The sequence below is a fragment of the Wolbachia endosymbiont (group B) of Villa cingulata genome (assembly GCF_964028285.1).
In the GTDB taxonomy this organism is placed as follows: Bacteria; Pseudomonadota; Alphaproteobacteria; order Rickettsiales; family Anaplasmataceae; genus Wolbachia.
This window is the reverse complement of sequence record NZ_OZ034766.1, coordinates 409,671-435,197: the sequence shown is the minus strand read 5'-3', so window position 1 is coordinate 435,197 and position 25,527 is coordinate 409,671. Positions and strand designations below refer to the sequence as shown.

The window sequence follows — 25,527 nt, the reverse complement described above, 5'->3', positions numbered from 1 at the left end:
CTGAAATTGCAGGATTAGTAGATATTCTCTCAAAAATATTTTATTAACAAAAGATGCTATTTTAATTTTTGCCATATTAAGTAAACTTTGCTATTCTAATACTGGTGTAAATATATCTCAGAGAGGGTTTATGCATGTACCTAAACAACAAACCAGTTTTTATCAAGAAGATAAACAGTTTTTATCACGTTCTTACACATCAAAAGAGGAGTTTATTAGAGAATATAAAAAGCTCTACCGCAGAAAAGCAAAAGCTGAAGAACTTTATCTCCTGGTTTTAACTGAACTCGAAGAGGCAATATCAGATGGTAATGTCGACAGCTTAAAAAAATTAAGCAATTTTATTGATTACATAAGTGATGCAGAAGATCAAGTAACTTTGAGAGACTATTATGATAATGCTAACAATCCTGTTAAGAGTACTAACTTAGTTATCTTAGCTTGTAAACACAATAAGGTAAAGATTTTAGAATACCTACTTGGCAATAATAGTAAAATTCTCAGTAATTTATCTGTTGGCATCAGAGAAACTACTATATTACCAGATGATGAGGATGAAACATGCCATAATGCGTTTTATTATGCTATACGTTCAGGTAATGTTGAACTTCTTGATACACTCATTAATAAATGGCTAGGTAATTATTTTGCTGTTCATTTCAGGGAATTAGATGAAATTCTTTCACGAGCTTATGAGGAATTAAAACTAAAGAACGTATTCTTGTCAGAAGAGATAGAAATTTTTGTTGAAAATAAGTTGATAAACCTCCGTTTTTTCTCTAGTGCTTCTGGACAAGATCAGAATGTGAAGAGTTATCTTAATAACATAAGAGAGCGGATTGAGTTAGTACTTCAAAATATTAGCCTGTTAAAGGCAGAGTATTCAAACACAGAAAAAGTAGATGAAAAGTTTTTATTCATAGCAAAATTTATTGCACAAAATATTCATATATTAAAGCGGCAGTTGAAATCAACCTACGATAGACTACCTTGGGAAGAAATGGAATTTTGTTTGATCAGTTTTGTTTCTTCTCACATAAAACGACAGGAAATGAATCTATTCTATAATGCCACATTGAATAAAAGTAAAATACTAGACCACTTGGAAAATTTTGCAAAGAAACTTAAAGAAGAAAAAGATATTATAGAAGGTGTGGACATTGGTAAATTTGCTGATCTCCCGAAGTTAAAACGTGAGAGGGTTGTTGCAGAGATCGTTAGCAATTATCCTCAATTTGGAGAGTTGTATAGCAATTATCAACAAATTAGGGATATTCATTCTTTAGAAAAAATAAGTGATTATATAAAGTTGGCATTATCAGCTAATCCTAAAGAAAGGGAAGGACAGTTAATTATTACAAGGGTTTTACAGGTTATTGGTGAATATTTAAAAAACACTCTAGAATCTCCCAAGTTATCTAGCACTACAAGCGAGCTTCTTCTACTATCATTACCAAAGAACACAAGAGAAGTCATTATAGATTTACGTAACTCACTATCACATGCTTACTCGCTCTCTAAAAGAACAGAGATTGAGGAAAATACAGATGTTAACTTTTTTATTGGTGTTCAAAATGATACTAAAAGAATCGATAATGTAATTACTGATATTCTTTACAATAACAAGATTAAAATAGTCATAATATTGCTAAAGAAAATCACCAGAAGTGAAAACTTAGACGAGATAAAAGAAGTTGCTGGAATATTTAGTAACGTTGAATTAGATGAAATGATTACAGAGAGTTTTAAAGTGATGGAACATGATAAGCTTGAAAAACTCATAAAAGAATTAAGCAATAATATAACTGAAAAGACGAATTATGAAAAGGAGCTGTTTAATAAAATTGATAACATAATCAATTTTGCAAAAACTAAATCAAAAAATATCAGAACTGATTATGTTACGGCGTTTATATCATTAAAGAGCTTAGATGTTGGTTTGAATGACAATAAGATTGACCATAATGTTATTAGAGGAATAAAATTCTTTGCTAATAAAACACTAGAGAATATTCCTTCCCAAATAGAGTCTCACAATCTTAAAGAAATAGCCGAACTATCAATGAAAATTTCTCATAGTGTTAGGTCAAGAATACAGGATGACAACCTTGATAAAGTAAATAGATTAACTTGTGAGATTTTTTACATTGCTGAACTTGGAACAGGTGACCTTAAATGGATTGAGGAATTAAGAAACAAGTTGAATGAGAAAGGTTCGTTTATTCCTATACATAAACAAAGGAAGGCTTACAACATAACAGAAGAAAAATACAATAACCAGCTTGAACTGAAGTTATCTGAACTGAAAAGTATTTTGAGGAATAACGCATTAAGTGGCAAGTTAACTGAAAAGCTTCCTTCCTACAAGAGGAATAAAAAGTTGCAAGCAGTAGTAGAAATGCTTGTTCTGGATATAATGTCAATTTTAGGTAGATCAGAGAAGCATCTAGAAAACAATCTACTTTTTTTAGATGATAACACTCCTTTATTAACTGGAAAATGTTTGCGTAATCATTTAGCACACGATAATACCTTAGTTGATGTATTGTTATCTGATCCCTCAATAGCAGTTATCTTGAACGCTAAAAAACTTATTTCAGAAAATGTAATAAAAAGTAAGAAGAAAATTGGCAAGTCGGTAAGAGATGATCCTTCCAAGCTGAAAGATAAATACGATCAAAACCTTATCACTATTACTAATCAGGAAAAAATGTTTGCTGCGTTGGAAGAAGGAAATCTTGAAGACTTAAAGAGTTATCTCAAAAAAGGAGCAGACATCAATGCTAGAAGTATTAACTCATGGACTACATTACATTTTGCTGCTAAGGGACCTAGTCTTGAAATTATAAAATTTGTTCTTAATCAAAATTTAGACGTTAATGTTAAAGATATTAATGGTCAAAGCCCACTACATATTGCTGCTGCATATGGAAGGAAAAATATTGTGGAATTTTTTATAGGAAAAACAGGTGTATATGTTGATGATCTAGATAATAGTGGCAAAACATCACTACATATTGCAGCTAAAAATGGTCACAAAGATGCTGTTGAAATTCTACTAAAAAATAATGCTAATACTAATACCAAAGATATAGCTGGTTTTTCACCTTTACACTATGCAATAAAAAACAATCATATTGATGTTGCTAAGATTATGCTGGAAAAAGAAGCGAATGTTGACATCAACGAAACTATGGGTGGCTTTACTTCACTACATATAGCTGCAGAAAGTGGTTATCTAGGGCTAGTTAATTTTTTACTGAAAAATGAGGCAAATGTTAATGCAAGAAACGATAAGGAGGGAATACCATTACATACAGCAGCACTAAATGGCCACCTAGAAGTAGTGAATGCTTTAATTCTCAAAGGAGCCGATGTTAACTCCAGAGTTATAGATGGTTGTACACCATTACACTATGCAATAGAAAACGGTCATGAAAAGATAGCTAATATTTTATTGAAGCATGGAGCTAATGTTAATGTTGTTGACAAAACCTATAATAACACACCTTTGCACTACGCAGCAAAAGATGGACATGAGAAAATTGTTAAGGCTTTACTGACAAATAAGGCAAATGCTAGTATTGCCACTGTGGAAGGTATAACCCCACTACATTTTGCAGTGCAGAGTGGCCACTTGAAGATAGTTGTTGCTCTTCTCGAGCATGGGGTTAACATTCGCGCTAAAGATAAAAATAATGCTACGCCATTACACTATGCAGCAGAGAGTGGTCATAAGGCAGTTGCTGAGCTTTTAATAAAAAATGGAGTAGAAATCAATGATAAAGCCAATAATAATCTAACACCATTACATGTAGCTGCTCTGAAAGGTCACAAAGATATTATTGAACTCCTAATAAGAAATAAAGCTGAAGTTAGAGCTCAAGACATTAAGGGTAGTACACCATTACATGCAGCTGCGATGAATGGTAGCAAAGATATTATTGATCTTCTAATAAAAAATAAAGCTGAAGTTGATGCTAGAACTAATGATGGCATGACGCCATTGCATGTAGCTGCTCTAAGTGGACATAAAGACGCTATTGCTTTTCTAATCAAAAGTAAAGCTGAAGTCAATACTAGTGCTAATTATGGTCTTACACCTTTACATGCAGCTATTGTAGGGGGTCACAAAGATATTGTGAACCTTTTAATAAAAAATGAAGCCAAAGTTAATATGGAAGGTATTGCAGGTAGTACACCATTACATGTAGCTGTGGAGGAAGGTTATAAAGAAATCGTTGGAATTTTGGTAGCAAATAGAGCCAATGTTAATGTTAAGAGTAACAACCTAACACCATTGCTTTCTGCTATTAAGCATAATCATAAGGAAATCGTTGAAGTTCTTGTAGAAAATGGAGCTAGTGTTAATGCAGAAGGTGGTGAACCTTTATCATTAGCAGTGCTCGCTGGTTATAGGGATATTGTAGAGATTTTGCTAAAAAACAAGGCCCGTACTAATATGAAAGGTCCTGAAGATGCTACACTATTACATTTGGCTGCTAAAAGAGGCCACAAGGAAATAGTAAATGCTCTGATAGCAAGGGGAGCCAATGTTGATGCTATGACTATTAATAGTACAACACCATTATATCTTGCGGCACAAGAAGGCCATGAAGAAGTTGCTGAAATTTTGATAGCAAACAAGGCTAACGTTAACTTTGTAAATGTTGAAGGTGCTCCACTACATATAGCTGCAGGACACGGCCATGTTAATGTTATTGAAGTCCTATTAAGTAATGGAGCAAAAGTTAATGTTAAGGACAATAAGAGCAGAACACCTTTAGAATTAGCAGTTGCACATGGTCATTTGCAAGTGGTTAAAATGTTACTGCAGTATAAAAAAGTAGATATGAATGCTAAAGGCAATGATGATTGGACTATACTGCACATTGCTTCACAGGAAAGTAACTTGGAAATGGTAAAATGTCTAGTAGATGAAGGGTCTAATATTAATGCTAAAAATGCCTCTGGATCAAAGCCTATACACATTGCAGCTAGAGAAGGTTATAAAGATACCGTAGAGTTTTTCCTTAGCAAGGGGTTGAGTATTAATGAGCTTGGTACAGCTAACCAGACATTACTACACTATGCTGCAATGAAAGGTCGGTTAGAAGTTGTAAAGTATTTGATAGCACAAGGTGCTGACGTTAATGCTAAAGATACTAATGGCTTAACCCCTATGCATATTGCTGCTAATTTTGGTTATAAAGACGTTATTGAAGTTTTATTAAAAAATGGTGCAGTTTATAACGCTGTTGACAAGCTTTGTAGAAGACCATTAGAAATGACTAACGATAAAGACGTTATCAATCTATTAGCATCAACTGAGAAATTATTTGAGGCTGTAAAACGTAATAGCTCTTCAGAGGTTGAGAATTACATTAAAGCAGGAGCGTTTGTTAATGCCAAAAATGCTGATAGTGTAACACCATTATATTATGCTGCATGGAAGGGCTATGATGGAGTTGTCAATATTCTATTACAAAATAAAGCTAATCCTAATGTGGTTGGTAACAAGGGGTTTACTCCTCTGCATTATGCTGCTAAGTTCTCTCACTTAAAAGTTGTAAAGGCCCTATTATCTAATGGTGCAGTATACAATGCTGTCTCTGACAGTGGGAAAACACCATCAGATTTTACTGTGGATAAAAGTATAACTAGCTTATTTAAACTAGTCAGTGAATCATTTAAAAAGGTTAAAGATGGTAATGCTCAAGTTATTAATGACCTAAATAAGATAAAGGATATTGATACAGTAAAAGCAGTGATGAGTGCTCGTAATAGAGAGAACAAAACGTTAGTAGTTGCTGCAGTACATAGTAACTTTTCAAAAGTCGAGCAGTTGAAGCAGATATCGCAAAGTGACGTATCCGCTCAGATTGATACAGCTTTAGTGCTCTTGAATCAAGGCAATTACCAAAAAGCCTTAAGTATTTTCAGAAGCGCATTTGAAAGAAGAAAAGAAATACTAGGACCAGACAATCCTGGTACTTTAGATATTCAGACATATATAGCCAAAGTGCTATATAAGCAAGGAATTTACCAAGAAGCTTTAAATATGCTTAAAGAGATTTTTCAGAAACAAAAAGAAATGCTGGATTTAAACGATAAGGATACTTTAAGTACAAGAAGTACAATCGCTTTAGTGCTGCATAGACAGGGGAAAGATGAAGAAGCTTTTAATATTTATCAAGAAGTCTATCAGAGACAAAAGGAAATACTAGGGTCAAATCATTCAGATACCTTAAATACTCAGTTTCACATGGCATTAGTATTAGATAAACAGGGAAAATATGAAGAAGCGTTAAATATCAATAGGGCAGTTTTTGAAAAGAGGAAAGAAACACTAGGTACACATGATCTAGCCACTGTGAGTGCCAAAAATAATATAGCAATGGTACTAGCTAACCAAGGTAAATACGAAGAGTCCTTAAAAATCTATAAAGAGGTTTTTGAAAAGAAGAAAATAATTTTAGGTATTAATCATGCTGATACCTTGAGAACGTTACATAACATTGCTGGGGTACTCTTCAATCAAAATAAATATCATGAAGCCTTGAAAGCTTTTCAAGAGGTTTTAAATATCCAGAAAAAAGCTTTACAACAAAATCACCCAGAAACCTTGAATACTCAATACAACATAGCAAATGTACTTTTTGCTCAAGGGAAATGGATCAGCGCACTTAAAGTCTACAGAGAAAGTTTAGATCAAAGAAAAGCTGTTTTTGGACCAAGTCATCCGAGTGTTTTAGATATTTTAAAAAAGATAGAGATGATTAATTTTAGATTTAAGCTTGAGGGTAGCGAAGCATCAGAGGTTCTCCAGCATCTGCAGAAAGATATCAACATTGCTGCTAGTAAAGGTGATATACGAACTGTTCAGCGTCTGTTAAAAGATGGAGCTGATGCCAACGATAAAGATATTGATGGAAGAACACCGTTGCATTACGCTGTTAGCAATGGACACATAGATATTGTAAACATCTTACTAACAAATGGAGCTAATGTTAGTCAAGTTACTAATAAAGGTAATACACCATTACACACTGCTACTTCCAAATGTTACAAAGAAATTGTTGAGGTTCTGTTACAACATATCAGTCGTGATAAATTAAATGACTTTGTTAATGCTAAAACTACTTCTAGTGGTACTACATCACTTCATGTTGCAGCTAAAGGTGGCTCCTTGGAAGTTGTAAAATCTTTATTAAAACATGGTGCAATTTATAACATCAAGAATAAAGAAGGTAAAGCACCACTTGATCTTTCTCGAGACCAAAATATTACTAACCTATTGAAATTAGTAGAAGAGCTGTTTGAGAATGCAAAAAATGGTAATGTTGAAATTATCAGTAAGCTGAAAGCAATAAAACCTGATGAGCGCGTAGCTGTAACAAATGCTCGTAATGATCAAGACAAGTCATTAGTCCAGGTTGCAGTAATCAATAAACACTCAAACCTTGCAAGTAGATTATTAGAAATATTAAAAAGTCCAGATCAGAGTTTACAAGATGTCAGCGTAGAAAATCGAGTAAAGAGTTTAAAGTTATAGCTCTCTTAAATGAAACTCTAATGAGGGTGCCAAGATCTAGAAAATATATAAAAATTACAGTGGACTTTACATCTTACTAATTATAAATTAACTTACTACCTAATCAATTCCTGAGTTATGTATGAGTAACATTTTGATAATATTAGCAGCAGGAAAGAGCAGTAGAATGAATTCTGAATATTCAAAAGCGTTGCACCAAGTGGGAAATCTTACTCTTTTAGAACATATAATTTCTAATGCAAAATTGCTGAGTCTAAAAAGCTTATCAATTGTTGTTAACAACTCCCTTCTAAAAGATTTAGAAAACTTTGATAGCCTAAAAAGTATAATCGATCAATACAATATAAAACTAATAATGCAAGAAGATATTACAGGCACTGGCACTGCAGTTAAAATTGCTCTAGAAAATCTGGAGGAGTTATCTGATCAAGACATAGTTTTAATACAGTATGGAGACACTCCCTTTATATCTAGTGATACAGTTATGAAAATGACTGATTGTTTAAAGTATAATAATTTAGTTCTTCTTGGATTCAATAGTCAAGATGAACAATATGGAAGATTAGTAATTGATAATTACGGAAATGTTCAAAAAGTCCTAAAAAATGGAGATAAAATGCTTCTTGCAAACTCTGGAATAATGGCTTCATATGCTAAAGATCTTTTTACCTTAGTAAAAGAAATAAAATTTAATAATTCGACCAGTGAATATTGTCTTAATGACATAGTACCAATTGCAGCAACCAATAACTTGAGTGTAGGTTATGTAGTTTCTGATGAAAGAGAAGCAATGGGAGTAAATAATAAAGAGGATTTGATTAAAGCCGAACACTATTTTCAAGAAAGAAGGCAGCCAACTCTTCTTTCATAACTACATTTTTTTATTCATTAATTTAAGTTGACATTTGTTTTATACTGGTTTTATAATACCCTTTAATTCTTACTTGTAAGATAATTGGTATGACAAATTTTCCTAGTTGTAGTAGAGGGTATACATGGGGATATTAATAACAGGTGCTGCAGGTTTGATAGGGTCGACCTTGGTGAAAAAGTTAGAAAACCAAGGTCATGAAGTAATAAGCTGCGATATTAGGTTTCACGGTAATCCACTCAGTTTTTTTTCAGAAGATATAGTACCACTACTTGCTCAGTGTACAGGAATCATTCATCTGGCTGCAATTTCTAGAGTTATACATGGTGAACTTTATCCTACACTGTGTCAAAAAATTAATGTTGATGGTACAATGCGGTTTTTAGGGTTATGTAAGTCACTTCCAAATAAACCATGGTTTATATATGCAAGTAGTAGGGAAGTCTATGGAGAGCAGAAGGAACTGCCAGTTACAGAATCTGCTAGTATCGATCCAATAAATAATTATGCAAAAGGTAAAGCATTTATTGAGGAACAAATAACAAGTTCAAAAGATTTTAATGTAGCAATATTACGCTTTTCAAATGTATACGGTGGTTTACTAGATCATAACAGTAGAGTAATTCCTGCACTCTGTATTAATGCATTAAGAGGTGATCCAATTAAAATAGAAGGTAAAGAATGTGTTTTTGATTTTACCTATTTGGATGATGTTATAGAGGGTATATGCTTAACTGTTAAATATTTACAAAGCGAAAAATCTTCTCTTCCTGCTATTCATCTTACTACTAATAGCCCATGTACTTTAGAAAACTTAGCAAAAACAATATTAAAAGTCACGAAAAGTGATTCTAGAATTGATTTTTATCCTCCAAGAAATTTTGATGTAACTAAGTTTCATGGTGATTTTACTAGAGCTAAAGAGCTACTTGGTTGGTCTCCAAAACATTCATTAGAAGTAGGATTAAGTAAATTTATAAAAAGTCTACAAAACAATACACAAGAATATCCTAACAATATAGATATGGTAATATATGAAAATATTAAAAGTTATTCATGGTTACCCTCCTTATTATAGTGCTGGTTCAGAGGTTTATAGCCAAACTCTTGCTCATGAACTAGCAAATAACAATGAGGTACAAGTATTTACTAGGCAGGAGAATGTTTTTTTGCCCAATTTTCACTATAGCACAGCGTTAGATCGTAGTCATTACGGTATATTGCTGCATCTAATTAATGTTAAATATCGTAATAGATTCATTAGTAACGAAGTAGATACAGTATTTAAGAAAATAGTAGATAATTTCCAGCCAGATCTTATACATTTTGGTCATCTTAATCATCTATCAATTACTTTACCAGAAATTGCTTTTAAAGAAAATATACCTACAATTTTTACGCTACATGACTTTTGGTTAATGTGTCCAAGAGGAAGGTTTATTCAACGTAATTCTGAAGATTTATTACAGCTTTGTGATGGACAAAAGGATCAAAAATGTGCAACCCAATGTTACAAGGGATATTTTACAGGAGATGAAGAATTCCTGAATTCAGACATAAATTATTGGGAACAATGGGTTGCAACTAGAATGAAGCACACAAGGAAAATAATAGACTATATAGATTACTTTATTTCCCCATCGAAATTCTTGATGGACAAATTTACTCAGGATTTTAATGTTCCAGTCAACAAAATTTCTTATCTTGATTATGGTTTTGATCTCAATCGTCTTAAGAAGAGAAATAGAGTACAAGAAAAAGAGTTTATTTTCGGTTATATTGGTACTCATACTCCCGAAAAAGGTGTTGATCTATTATTGAAAGCTTTTTCTCACTTATCATCTAAAGCAAAACTTAGAATTTGGGGAGCAGCAAGAGAAGAAACTAAAGCTTTAAAAGCGATTGCCGATCAGTTTTCACCTGTTGTTAAAGAAAGAATAGAATGGATGGGAAGTTATGATAATAAGAATATAGTTACTGACGTATTTAATAAAGTCGATGCAATAGTCGTTCCTTCAATTTGGGGTGAAAATTCACCGTTAGTAATACATGAAGCACAGCAACTTAGAATACCAGTTATAACAGCCGATTATGGTGGCATGGCAGAATATGTAAGAGATGGACTATTATTTAAGCACAGAGATGCAAGTAGTTTGTCAGAAAAAATGCAAGTCCTATCTACAGATCAGGAGTTATATAATAAACTTACCCAAAAAGGCTATCCTTATACTGAAAATGGAAATATACCTTCTATAGGTGAGCATACTGAGAAACTTAACAAGATTTACCGTAATGCTATTGAAAAGAAAGGCAAATCAGTAGCTGTGAAACCTGGTCCTTGGAGAATTACTTTTGATACTAATCCAGATTACTGCAATTTTGCTTGTATAATGTGCGAATGTTTTTCACCATACAGCAAAGTTAAAGAAGAGAAGAAAGCTAAAGGAATAAAACCTAAGATACTGTCGATAGAAACTATCAGAAAAGTAATTAAGGAAGCAGCTGGCACACCTTTAAGGGAAATCATTCCTTCTACTATGGGTGAGCCTTTAATGTATAAAAGCTTTGATGAAATAATCAATTTGTGCCATGAGTTCGGCCTTAAGCTTAACCTCACAACCAATGGTTCTTTTCCTATTAAAGGAGCTAGAAAATGGGCTGAACTATTGGTACCAATTTTATCTGATGTTAAGATTTCCTGGAATGGGGCAACTAAAGAAACTCATGAAAGAATCATGAAAGGTTCAAAATGGGAAGTAGTGACAGAAAATTTAAAAACTTTCCTTGAAGTTAGAGATAAATACTTTAGCGATACAGGTGAAAGGTGTACCGTTACTTTACAATTAACATTTTTGGAAAGTAATTTACATGAACTCTATGACATAGTTAAGATGGCCATAAAAAACGGCATAGATAGAGTGAAAGGACATCATCTTTGGGCGCATTTTACCGAAATTAAGGATCTATCTATGAGAAGAGATGAATCAGCAATCAGTAGATGGAATGCGGAAGTGAGAAGGTTATATGAACTTAGGGACAGTATGCCGTTGCCAAATGGCACAAGAATAAAATTGGAAAATTTTACGATCCTTTCTAAGGAGGGTATCAAAGATTTGGCTCCAGGTGGTCAATGCCCATTTTTAGGCAAAGAAGCATGGATAAACAATGAAGGAAAGTTTAGTCCTTGCTGTGCTCCAGATGAACTCCGTAAAACATTAGGGGATTTTGGCAACGTTAATGAAGTTAAGCTGGAGGAAATATGGCAGAGTAGTGAGTATCTGAGCTTACAAAAGAATTATTTACATTATGAATTATGCAAGACATGCAATATGAGAAAACCTTTGATCAATTAATCAAGGACAATCAATATCTTAAATCTATTAAAGTTTCATCGTGTGGAATGTTTCACGAGTTACTAGGAAATCCTTTATATGAAAATAGGTTTATAAAGATTGGCAAATTCCACGAGCCTGGCCTTGCACCAGTTTATGATGAGACAGGCGCTTATCACATTAATGTAAGGGGAGAAGCAGTTTATTGCAACAGATTTCTAAAAACTTTTGGATTCTACTGCAACAGAGCAGCTGTAGAAGATGATACAGGGTATTATCACATTGATCCATCTGGAGGTAAGGCATACAAACAGCTCTACCAGTGGGTTGGAAACTATCAAGAAGATATTTGTGTAGTTAGAAGATATGATAAATGTTTTCATATTAATTTAAATGGCAATAGAATTTATCACGAAGAATATGATTATGTTGGGGATTTTAAAGATGGCATTGCTGTGGTTTATAAAGATGGTAAAGCTACGCACATTGATAATCATGGCAAACTATTGCATAACAAGTGGTATAAAAAACTTAACGTTTTCCACAAAGGATATTCTATAGCAGAAGATCTGCATGGTTGGTTTCATATAGATGTCAACGGCAATCCTGTCTACCAGCAAAGGTTTAAAATGGTCGACGCGTTCTATAATAGTATGGCAAAAGTTGAAACTTTTGAGGGTAAACTAGGGCAGATCGATATTACTGGAAACATAAAATTTAGTATTTTTACTTTAGATGAAAAGTCTCAAGTAAACCAAGAATCCCAAGTACATAAGATCTCAGCAGAGCTTTCGGCTTTTTGGAAAACTTATCTAATAAATGCTGCTATTGAACTTGATTTGTTAAATATTTTACCTGCAACTATGCCGGTTTTATCTAAAAGGTTAAACATTATCATACCAAATCTAGAAAGGCTGTTAAGGGCGTTGTGGGAAATAGGGTTTATTGATTACGATAAGAACAAGTACTTATGGCAGCTATCATCAAAAGGTAAGTGTTTTAAGGAAATACCATTTCTGCCCAAAGCAGCAACAATGTGGGCAAGAGTTGCCGCTGAAAAGAATTGGTTAAAGATTGCCGATATACTAAAACAGAAGTCAATCTCTTCATTTGAATCTTTTAAGGAAAGAGAAGCATCAGAAGATAAGAAAACAGCGTTTTACCAAGCATTGCTAGGATATTCCATGTTTGACACTAAAGAGTTTAATTCTAGAATTAATATAGATGGTGCTAAAAATATATTGCTATTTGGTGTACACTCTTTATTTCTTGCTTATTCTGATATACACAATAGGGGTTCTATAGGCCTATATTATGATAACGAACATAAAGTGCCAAGACAGTTAGTAGAAAATTTAAAAGTCAAACTTACAACTCAGGAAGAACTACCAGCTACAAATTATGAATTAGGTGTCTTTTGCCGCTTTCTACAGCATTATGATGATGATAAAGTACTATCTTATTTAAAATTGGTCAAAGGAATATCTCGTATTTTATTGATAGAAACTATTTTAGATTACCGCTCTCCAGCTGGAGGCTCTGTAGATATTAATGTAATGGTTGAAACAGGAGGTAAACTAAGAACATTAAGCGATTGGGGAAAAATACTAAAACAAGTAAAAGGATTCAAAATTTTTGCTGTTGTACCTTTAACAGATTACTTATCAATTATTGATGTCAGGTGTTAATCATATGGAAATACTACAAAAAAATGGTTTTTTTATTATCAAAAATCTGGTTCCTTTAAAGCTAATAACTCAGTCTTTAAGTGATATAACAAACAAGATATCAGAGCTATCCCAAGAACTAAGTGTTTCAACTTCTGACTACTTAAACTGTACCGGCAGATGGGGCACGTCATCTCAAGTAACTAGAATTATCTCTCAAGCATTAGATGAAATTATTAAAAATTACCTTGAAAAGTCACTTCAGTGTCTGATACTGCAGAAAAAATCAAATGTTATATGTAAAACTGCTGATTTAATAGATGCAGTTCCCTTCCATCAAGACATCTCCTATAGTTTCAATGATCCTTACCACTTTTCTGTTTGGTTAGCTTTGAATAATGTAAGTGAAACTTCAGGTGCACTGCAAATTATAGAAAACAGTCATAAATGGGAAATACAGCCTTTAGTTGATTTTTGGTACCCATATTTTTTTGATCAGTACTCAAATAACCGAGAAAATTATAAAATTAAGTCACTACCTATTTCAGCAGGAGATGCGATAGTTTTTGATTCACGGTTATGGCATGGTAGTGATAAGAATACAGATGCTAAAGATAGATTTACTTATGTAACAAGGTGGATTGTAAAAGATCAAGACCTTCCCTATGTGCCAAAACCTCAGCCTTCAGTTTTTGGTATACTCAATTGTGGTGAGTTAACAGAATCTATACTGAGAGAATGTTTGTCATTATTTGGCTACCAAGAAAGTATAAAAGCAAAAAACATGAAAGAACTTATTAAGAGCTGGTTAGCCTTTGTTACAGACACAACTACAAATATTTCTGAAATCGACACTACTGAGGCTAAGCGAGATTTATATAAGCTACTTATTCTGAATCAAGCATCAGCACTACATGATGCTGGAGACATCTCAGGAAAAATATACAAAAATTTATGGTTTTCACTACTTGTATTTCTCAATAAAAAAGTCAACGTAGTGGAGCTAGCATTGTAAATGAACAGAAGTAGAGTTGATAGCTTCAAATGTGTATTGATGTTCATCCTGAATATAGTATCCAAATTCAAACTTAATGTACTTATAATGTCTTTAGTTGCCCTGGTGGTAGCTGTTGATTTGTCTGTTAGAAAGTATTTAGTAAAAAATATTCTAGATACAGCTGTAAAATATCAGGAAGGTAATGTAATTGAAAATCTTTTATTACCTATAAGCGCTTATCTTGGTATGGCATTACTTATCACTACTGCTTTTAGATTCTATGGCTATTTTGTTGACATTCGAATGTTTACCTTAATGCGTCAAAAGATAGCTGATATGTCTTTTTGTAGGCTACTCCAGCAAGACCATTCCTATTATCAGAACAATTTATCTGGAAGCTTAGTACATAAGGTCAGTAACTTAATGGATAGTGTGATAGAGTTAATAAGATTGCTTATAGATTGTTTTTTCGGTTACAGCATAGCATTAGTCTTAGCTATTTATACCTTATCATTAGTAAACATAAAATTTGCAATCGCTACATTCACTTGGGTAAGCATTTTTATTTTAGTATCGATTTTCAGCTTTCGTGTACTTACTGAACTAGCTGATAATTACTCTAAACAAAATTCACAAGTAATAGCTAGTATAGCAGATAGTATTTTAAATGTTATATCAGTAAGGTTATTTACTCAGCAAGCACATGAGAAACACAAATTTTTTCAAATATGCAAGAAAAGAACTATTGCAGAGAGAAAATTACAATGGGCATACTTTTGTCTTTGGTTTATATATGGCTATTCATTCGATATACTCCAAGCAGTAAACTTGTATTTTTTAATTCATGATTATCAATTGAACAAAATCGCAATAGGAGATATTGCTCTTGTACTTGGAATTAATATATCGATTATAGAGTTTCTTAACCATCTAACTAGGAATCTTACGCAATTTTCTACTCATTTCGGCAAAGTTTCAGATGCATTGCCAATCTTGACTACTGTACCAGAAATTCAAGATAAGAAAAATGCTAAAGAATTAAATTTATTAAGTGGAAGAATAACGTTTAATAATGTTTCTTTTTCTTATGAAGGTCAGGAGCCATTATTTCAAGATTTCTCAGTGACCATTAATCCTTGCGAAAAGGTAGGTCTAGTTGGTTATTCTGGAGGTGGTAAATCTACTTTTATAAACTTAATTCTAAGGCTATTTGATGTTAAAAAAGGTAATATACAGATTGATAATCAAATAGTATCAGAAGTTACACAGAGTTCTTTGAGGCAACAAATATCTGTAATACCTCAAGACCCATTGTTATTTCATGATACTATTTTAGCAAACATCATATATGGTAAACTTCAATCTACTATAGAAGAAATAATGAGAGCTGCAAAGCTGGCTGGTATTCACGATTTCATTATGACTCTACCAGATCAATATGGAACTATAGTCGGAGAAAAAGGTATCAAGCTATCTGGGGGAGAAAGACAAAGAATAATAATAGCAAGGGCATTTTTAAAAAACGCTCCAATATTATTTCTCGATGAACCAACTAGTCAGTTAGATTCTATAACAGAAAAAACAATTCAAATGAGTTTATTCAAATTGATGAAAAATAAAACTACGATTACTATAGCACACCGTATTTCTACACTTTTACACATGGACCGAATTCTAGTATTTAACAAAGGAAAAATTGTCCAAGATGGTAAACACGCTGAATTAGTTTCTAAGCAAGGTCTTTACAAGGAACTTTGGAATGCTCAAATTGGTTGTTTGAATGGCAAAAAATAAGATGGAAAAAATTATTGATCTGAGAAGTGACACTACAACTCTGCAGAGCTCCAACGTTATACATGCAATAAGTAATGCAACTGTTGGAGATTTTGCTTATGGTGAAGACAAAAGCTGTAATGACTTATCAGAATATTGCAAACAATTATTCAAAGTAGAAGAAGCATTATTTGCAACCAGCGGTATGCTTGCAAATAGATTAGCCATTGCCAGTCAAACAAGTCCTGGTGATGAACTAATAACTCATTATAATTATCACGTTAATTTTTTCGATAGCGCAGGCAATGCAAAAGTAAATAATATCGTATTTAATTGTATTAGAAATAATAGCGGAATCTTAGATGTTGCTGAAGTAGAATATGCTATTAATTCTAAGCCAAGGTACAAAATTTTTGCTCAGGTGAGTCTTGTTTCTATAGAAAATAGTATAAACGGGTTTAATGGTAAAATTTATCCTTTTGAAAAACAAGTCGAGTTATATCACTTTTTAAAAGCTCACAATGTAAATCTTCATTTAGACGGTGCAAGAATATTTAATGCTCATGTCGAAACAAATATTGCTTTAGCAGATTATGCTAAATATGTGGATACAATGAGCTTTTCTTTTACCAAAGGACTTGGAGCTCCTTTTGGTTCAATGCTTATGGGTAAAAGAGAGATAATTGAAAGGGCTAAAAAGCTACAGGTTTGGCTAGGTAGTGGTTATCATCAGATAGGGTATTGTGCTAATGCAGCAAAGTATGTACTACAGAACAATATTTCTAGGCTTAAAGAAGACAATAAACTCGCCAAACTGTTTGCAGACAAGATTAAGGAAATTCCACACATAAAACTGGTACTACCTTATCCAGAAACTAATATAGTAAGCTTTAGTATAAAAGCACTAAATGTAACTAATGAGGTTTTCTTGAGTAAGTGCCAAGCTTATGGTTTATTGCTTTTTCCTTGGCTCGAGTCTCATATAAGAGCAGTTACCCATCTTGGCACAAAGGAAACAGACATCATGAAAGCTGCTGAAATTATAAAGGAGGTTGTGTTAAATTTAATATGAGAGTAAAAATAGATTTCTTTAGCGATTCAAACACTGACCCTTCAGCTAAAATGAGGGAAGCGATGGCTAAAGCAAAAGTTGGAAACGAAGCTGCATGTGAAGATCCAACTGTGAACGAATTAGTGGCAACCGCATGTAAAATATTAGGTAAACCTGCAGGAATCTTTTTGATTTCAGGAACGATGTCCAATGTAATTGCTTATAAAGTACACATTCAAAGACCTGGTGATTACTTGCTGCTTGATGAAACTTCACATCCACTCATAGTACAATCTGGCTTGATCGCAGCCCAGGCACATGCTACTCCTTTGCCCATCAAAGGTACGAGAGGAATATTTACTGGAGAACAAATTGTTGAGTTTATTACTCGTCCTAGTTTAAGAAATATTCCGAGAGTTGGGCTTGTTTCTATCGAACAAACGACAAATTTTGGTGGTGGAGCTGTGTGGCCTTTAGAATATATTCAAGAGATCTCAAGTCTCTGCAAAGAGAATGACGTATTCACTCATTTAGATGGAGCAAGACTGTTCAACGCTTGTGCTCATACTAAAATATCTCCAAAGGAGTATGCAAGTTATTTTGATTCGGTATTCATTGATTTTAGTAAAGGATTAGGTGCTCCAATGGGCGCAATATTGCTTGGAAGTGAAGAGTTTATTGAAAAAGCTTGGTACTATAAGTTTCAAATTGGCGGAGGTATGCACCAAGCTGGCATTATTTCAGCTGCATGTTTATATGCTCTACATAATAATGTAAATTCTTTAGAAGAAGATCATAAAAAAATGCAGCACCTTATAGAAGGCCTAGACTCCATAGATCAAGTTATAATTGATATCGACCTGTATAAAACTAATATAGCGTATTTTTCATTACGTACTAATTGTATATCTACTCAAGAATTAATAAACGTACTAATGACTAATGATGGAATTAGAATGGCTAACATCAAAGGTAAAATCAGAGCTATAACACATAGAGATATAAGCTATGAAGATATTAATACTACTGTATCTGCTATAAGAAAGATACTAAGTAATTTTCTGCACTAATTGTTTGCAAACTTCTTGTCAAACAATATTATACCAATATAGTATTATGCTAGCATCTGCATAGAGCTATTTGGGAATAGGTGTGAACTTTGTCTTCTTTCAATATTTACTATTCTTCTGTGGATATATGCTGCTTTATTTATCAAGACAAAGTATACCAATTGCTCTACCACTGTTAATAGATACTGACCATGTAAAATTAAGCTATTTTTTTGCCTGCTTTTCTTTTTTTTATGGAGTATCAAAATTTGTTAATGGAATAATCATGGACTCCAAAAATAATCCATTATTTATGTTTGGGCTATGCAATATTGCAACTGGATTATTAACCATTGGTATAACTTTATCATATAATAATCTAACTTTATTACTGTTAACATTAATATTATTAGCTTGGACACAAGGGTTAGGTTGGCCAGCTATTACCAAGTTTATGGTTACAAACTCTAGCATCTCTTCAATTGCATCATCATGGGGAGTTATGAGCGCATCTCAGCAACTTGGTTCTTGTATTACTTTAATTGTATTACCAAGTATAATTAAAATATATGATGCAAAAAGTGCATTTTTGTACTCTGGTTTCTTATGCTTACTTTTTGGAATTTATATAATATTAAAGGCATATTACAAAGAAAGTGCCAACTTTACTACCTATTATAAGGTGCAGAAATCTCAAATAGGTATCAAGGTAACAAGTTCCATATGGTTTCTATGTTGTGCTACTTTTTGTGCTTATATTATAAAAATGGGAATCTTCTTTTGGTTTCCTATAATTTTAAAGAATAAATTACAAATTTCTCTTGTACAATCCTCACTAATAACAGGCGTATATGATTTAGGTGGAATCCTTGGAACTTTAATCACAGGAAGAATTAGTGATATGTACTTCTTTCAAAATAGAAGCTTGCTGGCATCACTTTATATGTTGGGTATAGCACTCACTTTTATTGCAATGAACTTTGGTCAAAACATAATTCTTATGAACCTTGGTGCAATCTTATCAGGATTCTTTATATTTGGAGTGCAAGTACTGACAGGTGTTATAGCTGTAGAAATTGCTCCACAAAATAATGTATGTGCAATTGTAAGCTTAACAGGATTATTTGGGTATATTGCAAGTTCAATATTTTCATGCGTGCTCTTAGGAGTACTTGTTAAGCACTGTGGTAACAGTATTATGTTTTCATTTTTTTCTATTTGCTCTGTTGTTGCACTCGTTTGCTTTTCCATACTATCAAGCAAAGATCTAAAAAAACTAAGTAAAGCGGTATAAAAAAAATTTCTCAACAGTTAAACTTTGTAGATAGATTTTTTACCCAAGGAATAAACATGGTAACCATATCTTAGTAATAGCTCGCTATCTAATAAATTACGGAAATCAAAAACATTAGGTGCAGCCATAATACTCTTTAAACTTGCAAAATCTTGATTTTTAAATTCTTTCCACTCCGTTAACAATAACAAGGCTTCCGCGTCCCTTGCAGCCCTTATAGCATTGTCCGCGTATTCTATATCCTTTAGAACTTGCCTAGCATTATCCATCCCCATTGGGTCATATGCAGTAATTTTAGCCTTGTTATTCACTAACAATTGTGCAATATCTATAGCTGGGCTATTTCTTACATCATCAGTACCAGACTTAAAAGTTAGCCCCCATATTGCTATTTTTTTATTTTGGACTCCATTTAATACATATTCTACCTTTTTAGCAATGTTTGTTATATGATTATAGTTAGATTCCTTAACTGAATTTAAAATTTGTAGCTTGACATTGTGATCTTCAGCAAGCCTTATTAAAGCTGACAAATCTTTAGGAAAACATGATCCTCCAAATCCTGGACCAGCTTTGAGAAATTCCTTACCTATTCTATGGTCCATTCCCATACTGTTAGCTAAAAGGTCAATGTCTGCTCCTAATAGCTCACATAAACCTGCCATCTCATTGATAAAAGCAACCTTTGTTGCTAGAAAAGCATTAGAAGCATATTTAATCATTTCAGCAGTAACTGTATCAGTGACTATTAACGGAATATTCTTATCTATAAATGATCTATATATAACTTCTAGTTTTGCTCTAGCTAGCTTAGTTTTTACTCCTATTATTATCCTATCTGGGTATAAAAAATCTGATACTGCAGAGCCTTGCTTGAGAAACTCTGGATTAACCCCCAAATCAAAGTTATAGCCCTTATTAGATAAATAATTATATATATTTTCTGCAGTACCAGGAGGAACAGTTGACTTTATCACTATTAAGCAATCTTGATTAACTCTCTCAGAAACTTCACTTACTGCATTATATACATTCTGTAAATTTGCATTTCCTAGGGAGTCTGATGGAGTATCTACAGTTATAAATACTACTTCTGTATTGGGATTTATTTGAAAATACGAATCGAAAAATCTTATCCTTTGTGACTTTATATTATTCTCTAAATAATCTGCTAATCCAGGTTCATATAGAGGAATTTTCCCTGATTTCAAAAGTTCAATCTTCTCAGTATTTATGTCAATGCAATCAACTTTATGGCCCTGCTCAGATAACATTGTACCAGATACTAATCCTACATACCCTACTCCTATAATAGTTATGTGCATTTTATTATCACCTTAAAAATATAGCTTAGCATCTAAAATAAATACCATTAACAATTATAAACTTTTGTTGTTACATTATTTTTCTTAATTGCCTTACCTTCCGAATAAGCTATAAATAAGGTTGATGGTATTAATATCAAAGTACCATATAAAGCACTTTTATCAGGTAATTCATTAAATATAACGTATGTTACTATTGCAGAAATTATTAGCTCTATGTATCTATACGGTGCAAGTGCAGTAGCATCAGTAAGAGCAAAAGCTTTTAACATGAAGAACAGAATTAGGTTTGAACTTATTCCTAAAATCAGCAGTAATACTAACTCCAACAAGGAAGGCATATGCCAATAAAATAACAAAGGTGGAGTAGAAAAAATAGTTGTCGTTAGAGCTGAATAAAATAACATACTTATTACTGACTCTTTTATTACAAGTTTCTTATTAAGTATGTCTAATATAGCAAAGATTAATGCAGATACAATAAAAATAAGAATTTTAGGATTAAAATCTTCACTATGAGCTTTGGTAGTAATAGCAATACCAACAAAGCCAATAACAGTTACTATCCATCTTTGCCAAATTATATTTTCGTTTAGCAAAGGGATTGCAAGAAGTATAACAAATAATGGTATAGAAAAACTTATAATCGTTGCAGTTACTATGGGGAAAACAGTCAACCCGTAAGTCCATAAGGTCATTCCACAAAACAACAACCCACCCCTGGTTATTTGAGTAGATATTTGACTTGTTTTAAAAGTTTCTATTCCATAGTAAAACATAAAAGGTACAAGGGTAATAGTGGTAAACAGAAAGCGGAAAAAAATTATTTCAAAACTCTGAAGATGTAAACTTAGATATTTTGATATAGTATCATTAGCTACACTACTAAGTAAGCTAAGTATAAACCAGATAACCCCAAACAAATAAGCTCTCAATCTGTAATCCATAAAGCTTCTGATTTAATAGATACGATGTACTCATATAATTTTACTACAAAACTAATAATATAAAAGTTTTCTGATGTACGTCCCCAGAATGTGATCGTAAGGGTTCATTATAAATAATTCGGGAAATTTCGTCTCTTTAGACATATTAAGAGCTATGTAACGAACGTTTATATTTGTGAGTAATAGTAAGGCTCAAGGTAAGGAAAATGCTAGTGAGGTAAAGTAGAATAACGTTGATTTGATAATTTAAGCTCATTCCCTCTTGCTACATCTCTCTTTAAATATCTCCTCTTTTGCAGCAGGTCTATAGAATTATACAGAGTATTTTATCTTCCAATACAGGCAATCTTGACGTTCTTCCATGGCATTTCTTCTGTTCTTGAACTTTTTCCCACTCTGGGCGCACTTTTTCTACAATCTTTTCGAATTCTTCTATTTTCAAACCTGTTACATCTCGAAAATTTCTCGGATGTTCTTTTAGATTATGGTAGTTTAAGCTCATCTTCCCTCTCTATTCTCTTGCTATACCTTCCTATTTTATAACCATTCCCACTCTTTTGCAGCAGGTTTAAAGAAATACTAAAGGCAAAAGATACGCTTGCGTAGTTCGAAAGCTTTCTATAGGATAAGTCTCACCTGATTTACAAATAGAATTGTTATGTTAGATGTTTGCTATTTATTCTTAAGCTCATTTTAACAGCATTTTGCTTTTTTTAGTATGTAGGGGTTTTCTAGGAATTATCCTATTGAATTCTATGATATTATTTTTTGTAACATTGTTATACATATCATGGTAAGGGAGTTGGCAAAATGTGTCAAGGAGTTTTCTATTGGCTAAGGTTGTGACAATAAAGTTAAGCACTGCCAAAAACTATGGAAGAAGTCATTATAATTTGTATTATATCTTTATAAAATGGTTCGCATAAGTTATCTAGAAGTGCAACTAAACAAATACAAAAATCAAAGTGTTGCGGTTTTCGGCCTTGGTAAAACTGGTTTGTCCGTTATTAATGCTCTAACAAAAAGCAGTGCAAAAATATATGCATGGGATGATAATAAAGAGCAAATAGCAAATGCAAAAAAGATATATAAAGAGTGTAACTATACTCATCCCAATGAGTATAATTGGCATGAGATAAGCACACTAATTTTGAGCCCTGGAGTGCCAATACCAACGCATTGGGTAGTAAAACTTGCAAGAAGCTTTGACTGCAAAATAAAATCAGACATTGAGCTATTTCTCGAAACTAAAACTACAAGCCAGAAGGTTGTAGGCATCACCGGAACAAATGGCAAATCAACCACCACGTCACTAATAGGGCACATATTAAAATCCACAGGGAAAAAAGTAGCTATTGGCGGGAATTTAGGTGTGCCTATTTGGGATTTAGAAAGAGATGCAGAAATTTATGTAATTGAATTCTCCTCTTTTCAATTGGAGCTAATAAATAAAATTAATGTAGACATTTCTGTATTGCTCAACATCACACCAGACCACATAGATAGACATGGAAGTATGAATAACTACATAGCAACTAAATTAAAACTGATAAACAGTAGCAAGATTGCCGTGATAGGATGTGATAACAAAATTACCGCTGATGTATTCAATAAATTCACTGGGAACAAAATTCCAATTTCAGTAACATATTCCCTGGTGTCATTCCAGCGCATGACCAGAAAAGAAAAACCATTGCCAACTACTCAGATGACAGAGGGTAGTGCAAGAGATCTAATATCATTGGCAGATAACAATTTGCCTGATTATAGTGAACAGATTACTGGTATAGATCGAAATTATCTGGATCCCAGTGTCAGCTACTTGGATGACAAAAGGAGTGCTGAGATTCAGGAGATCTCGCTAAAACTAGAGAATCACAACTTATCAATGAGTGATATGAAAGTAAACCTAGTATCCAATGTAGAAAATATAGTAGCTGCACACGCTGTGTGCAAGTTACTTGAAGTAGATAGCAGCACTATTGTCAATGAAATCAAATCCTTTCCAGGGCTAAGACACAGAAATGAATTTCTTGGCAAAATACATAATGTACTTTTTATCAACGATAGCAAAGCAACCAATGCAGAATCGACCGAAAAGGCAATTTTATCTTATAAAAACATATATTGGATTGTTGGCGGAAAAAGCAAAAAAGGCGGAATAGAATCATTAAGCAAGCATTTCACCAAGATTAGAAAAGCTTTTCTTATTGGAGAATCAACTGAAGTTTTTGCAAACATTATGGAGAACAAAATAGATTATATGAAGTGCTATAATCTAGAAAACGCGTTTAAACTGGCTTTTGAAGAGGCCATAAATAGCAAAGAAGAAGTAGCGATATTACTTTCTCCTGCATGTTCTTCTTTTGATCAGTGGAAAAATTTTGAAGAGCGCGGTGAAGCATTTTGCAGAATGTTTGAAAATCTCAGGTACAATTATATGTGATGTTTAGTATAGTATTGTATGGAACAAAAGTTAATAGTAGATGAGCTGATTAAGGTTATTCCATTTGAAGGAATAAGTAATACAACCTTATTGAAAGTGTGCACGAACCTTAACCTAGCCAATAGTTTTTGTAAATTTCAAAATGGAATATATAGTGCTTTGGAGTACATAGCAGAGGACTTAAACAGCTCAATGGAAACTGAACTTTGGAATTCCAATTTAGAAGATATGAAGGTAAGAGAGTGGATAAAGTTAGCTGTCCAAATACGCCTTTCAAACTATGCTAAGTTACAAAATTACAGAGAGTTTTTAAAAAATGTTTTATCATTCTCTATATTACCCCAAAATACATATTTTTCTAGTAAACTCTTGTACAGAACTGTTAGCGCGATTTGGTATGGCATTCATGATCAATCAACAGATTTTAACTACTATACAAAAAGAGCAATATTAGCTGGAGTGTACTTAAGTACGATACTTTTTTTTATCAATGATTATTCAGAAGATTTTGCAGATACCCTGTCGTTTCTTGACAAACGTATCAACAATGTCATGACATTTCAAAAGTTTAAAACCCGTTTGAATAGAATGGTAAGAAACTTCTTATAACCTCTTTACTTATACGAGTTACTCGTATTTATACCTAAAGCTGCCTTGATTTTTATGTTAAGATAATTGAACATCCACTAACAGTGAGCTTAACAAAGAACTTGATTGAAAGCAATACATTAGAAAGTAGTTTTGCTGGAAACTTGAAGTAGACAGAATTGATACACATAAAGCTGATCCATGTACAAAAGTATCTGTTCAGATACACGACTAATGCTGTGTGATCCATAGAGGTTATTACAATAAGAATGTAAGATCAAATAGAAATTTGGATTTGCAGTAGTTTATAGACCTTATTACAATTGCAAAGGATAAATTAGTTAATAATGGATTCTAGGGTTAAACTACGTCTGAGTTGGATAAAACTATACAAAATGACTACTTTTAGCAGCAAACATTAGAGCAGTTTTTTCATAGTCAAAATGAGGTAGACTAAGAGTACTAACTACATAATTAACACCTGCGTTTGCTATTTCTACTAAGTATTTTACTACATCCAAGTGACCTGCTTGAGCAGCATCAAGTAAAAAGAGTGGAGCAACTATCTCCATGAGGCTTCTTTTGCCTTTTTTTGCTTGCTTAATATTTATAGCTAAAGCTTCAGGGTGTCA

The 25,527-nt window shown here is 32.9% G+C and carries 16 protein-coding genes; 12 read left to right on the top strand and 4 right to left on the bottom strand.

What is annotated here, in order from left to right; all coding sequences use genetic code 11:
• Positions 1–130: 130 nt before the first annotated feature.
• The 10 genes from ABWU52_RS02275 to ABWU52_RS02230 all read left to right on the top strand — a co-directional run bounded on the left by ABWU52_RS02275 (position 131) and on the right by ABWU52_RS02230 (position 19,589).
• A complete protein-coding gene (locus ABWU52_RS02275; RefSeq protein WP_353277380.1) occupies positions 131–7,555 on the top strand; it encodes an ankyrin repeat domain-containing protein in 7,425 nt (2,474 codons plus the stop codon).
• Between the two features lie 121 nt (positions 7,556–7,676).
• A complete protein-coding gene (locus ABWU52_RS02270; protein WP_353277378.1) occupies positions 7,677–8,426 on the top strand; it encodes an NTP transferase domain-containing protein in 750 nt (249 codons plus the stop codon).
• 124 nt (positions 8,427–8,550) lie between these two features.
• Complete coding sequence (locus tag ABWU52_RS02265) at positions 8,551–9,504, top strand: NAD-dependent epimerase/dehydratase family protein (RefSeq protein WP_353277376.1); 954 nt, start codon at positions 8,551–8,553, stop codon at positions 9,502–9,504.
• Positions 9,461–11,779: a glycosyltransferase gene (locus ABWU52_RS02260; RefSeq protein WP_353277375.1), complete on the top strand. Its 2,319-nt coding sequence runs from the start codon at positions 9,461–9,463 to the stop codon at positions 11,777–11,779. Before ABWU52_RS02265 ends, ABWU52_RS02260 begins: the two co-directional genes overlap by 44 nt.
• Positions 11,740–13,446, top strand: coding sequence for a WG repeat-containing protein (locus ABWU52_RS02255; RefSeq protein ID WP_353277373.1), 1,707 nt, complete (start codon positions 11,740–11,742; stop codon positions 13,444–13,446). The genes ABWU52_RS02260 and ABWU52_RS02255 overlap by 40 nt, the downstream gene beginning before the upstream one ends.
• Positions 13,447–13,450: 4 nt before the next feature.
• Positions 13,451–14,440 (top strand): phytanoyl-CoA dioxygenase family protein, encoded by a 990-nt coding sequence (locus ABWU52_RS02250; protein ID WP_353277371.1) that lies wholly within the window; start codon positions 13,451–13,453, stop codon positions 14,438–14,440.
• A complete protein-coding gene (locus ABWU52_RS02245) occupies positions 14,441–16,216 on the top strand; it encodes an ABC transporter ATP-binding protein (RefSeq protein ID WP_353277369.1) in 1,776 nt (591 codons plus the stop codon).
• A 1-nt stretch (position 16,217) separates the two neighbouring features.
• On the top strand, positions 16,218–17,267 hold the full coding sequence (locus ABWU52_RS02240) for a threonine aldolase family protein (protein WP_006280069.1): 1,050 nt from the start codon (positions 16,218–16,220) through the stop codon (positions 17,265–17,267).
• Complete coding sequence (locus ABWU52_RS02235; protein ID WP_353277368.1) at positions 17,264–18,316, top strand: threonine aldolase family protein; 1,053 nt, start codon at positions 17,264–17,266, stop codon at positions 18,314–18,316. The genes ABWU52_RS02240 and ABWU52_RS02235 overlap by 4 nt, the downstream gene beginning before the upstream one ends.
• A gap of 127 nt (positions 18,317–18,443) precedes the next feature.
• The gene (locus tag ABWU52_RS02230) at positions 18,444–19,589 is read left to right on the top strand and encodes an MFS transporter (protein WP_010405355.1); all 1,146 of its coding nucleotides are present in this window, start codon (positions 18,444–18,446) and stop codon (positions 19,587–19,589) included.
• Between the two features lie 17 nt (positions 19,590–19,606).
• Here ABWU52_RS02230 and ABWU52_RS02225 read toward each other — a convergent pair whose 3' ends face one another.
• From ABWU52_RS02225 to ABWU52_RS02215, 3 genes are all read right to left on the bottom strand, one after another.
• Complete coding sequence (locus ABWU52_RS02225) at positions 19,607–20,914, bottom strand: UDP-glucose dehydrogenase family protein (protein ID WP_353277366.1); 1,308 nt, start codon at positions 20,912–20,914, stop codon at positions 19,607–19,609.
• Between the two features lie 47 nt (positions 20,915–20,961).
• A complete protein-coding gene (locus tag ABWU52_RS02220; protein ID WP_214303431.1) occupies positions 20,962–21,861 on the bottom strand; it encodes a DMT family transporter in 900 nt (299 codons plus the stop codon).
• Positions 21,862–22,165: 304 nt separating this feature from the next.
• The gene (locus ABWU52_RS02215) at positions 22,166–22,363 is read right to left on the bottom strand and encodes a hypothetical protein (RefSeq protein ID WP_063630617.1); all 198 of its coding nucleotides are present in this window, start codon (positions 22,361–22,363) and stop codon (positions 22,166–22,168) included.
• Positions 22,364–22,774: 411 nt separating this feature from the next.
• Between ABWU52_RS02215 and murD the strand changes: the two genes are divergently transcribed.
• Together murD and ABWU52_RS02205 are read left to right on the top strand one after the other, a co-directional pair.
• Entirely contained in the window at positions 22,775–24,307 is a 1,533-nt protein-coding gene (gene murD / locus ABWU52_RS02210) for a UDP-N-acetylmuramoyl-L-alanine--D-glutamate ligase (protein ID WP_353277363.1), read from the top strand.
• 18 nt (positions 24,308–24,325) lie between these two features.
• Positions 24,326–24,916 carry a COQ9 family protein gene (locus ABWU52_RS02205; protein WP_353277362.1) on the top strand — a complete coding sequence of 197 codons (591 nt, stop codon included), beginning with the start codon at positions 24,326–24,328 and terminating at the stop codon, positions 24,914–24,916.
• Positions 24,917–25,281: 365 nt separating this feature from the next.
• Here ABWU52_RS02205 and ABWU52_RS02200 read toward each other — a convergent pair whose 3' ends face one another.
• Positions 25,282–25,467: an ankyrin repeat domain-containing protein gene (locus ABWU52_RS02200; RefSeq protein WP_006013526.1), complete on the bottom strand. Its 186-nt coding sequence runs from the start codon at positions 25,465–25,467 to the stop codon at positions 25,282–25,284.
• Positions 25,468–25,527 lie beyond the last annotated feature (60 nt).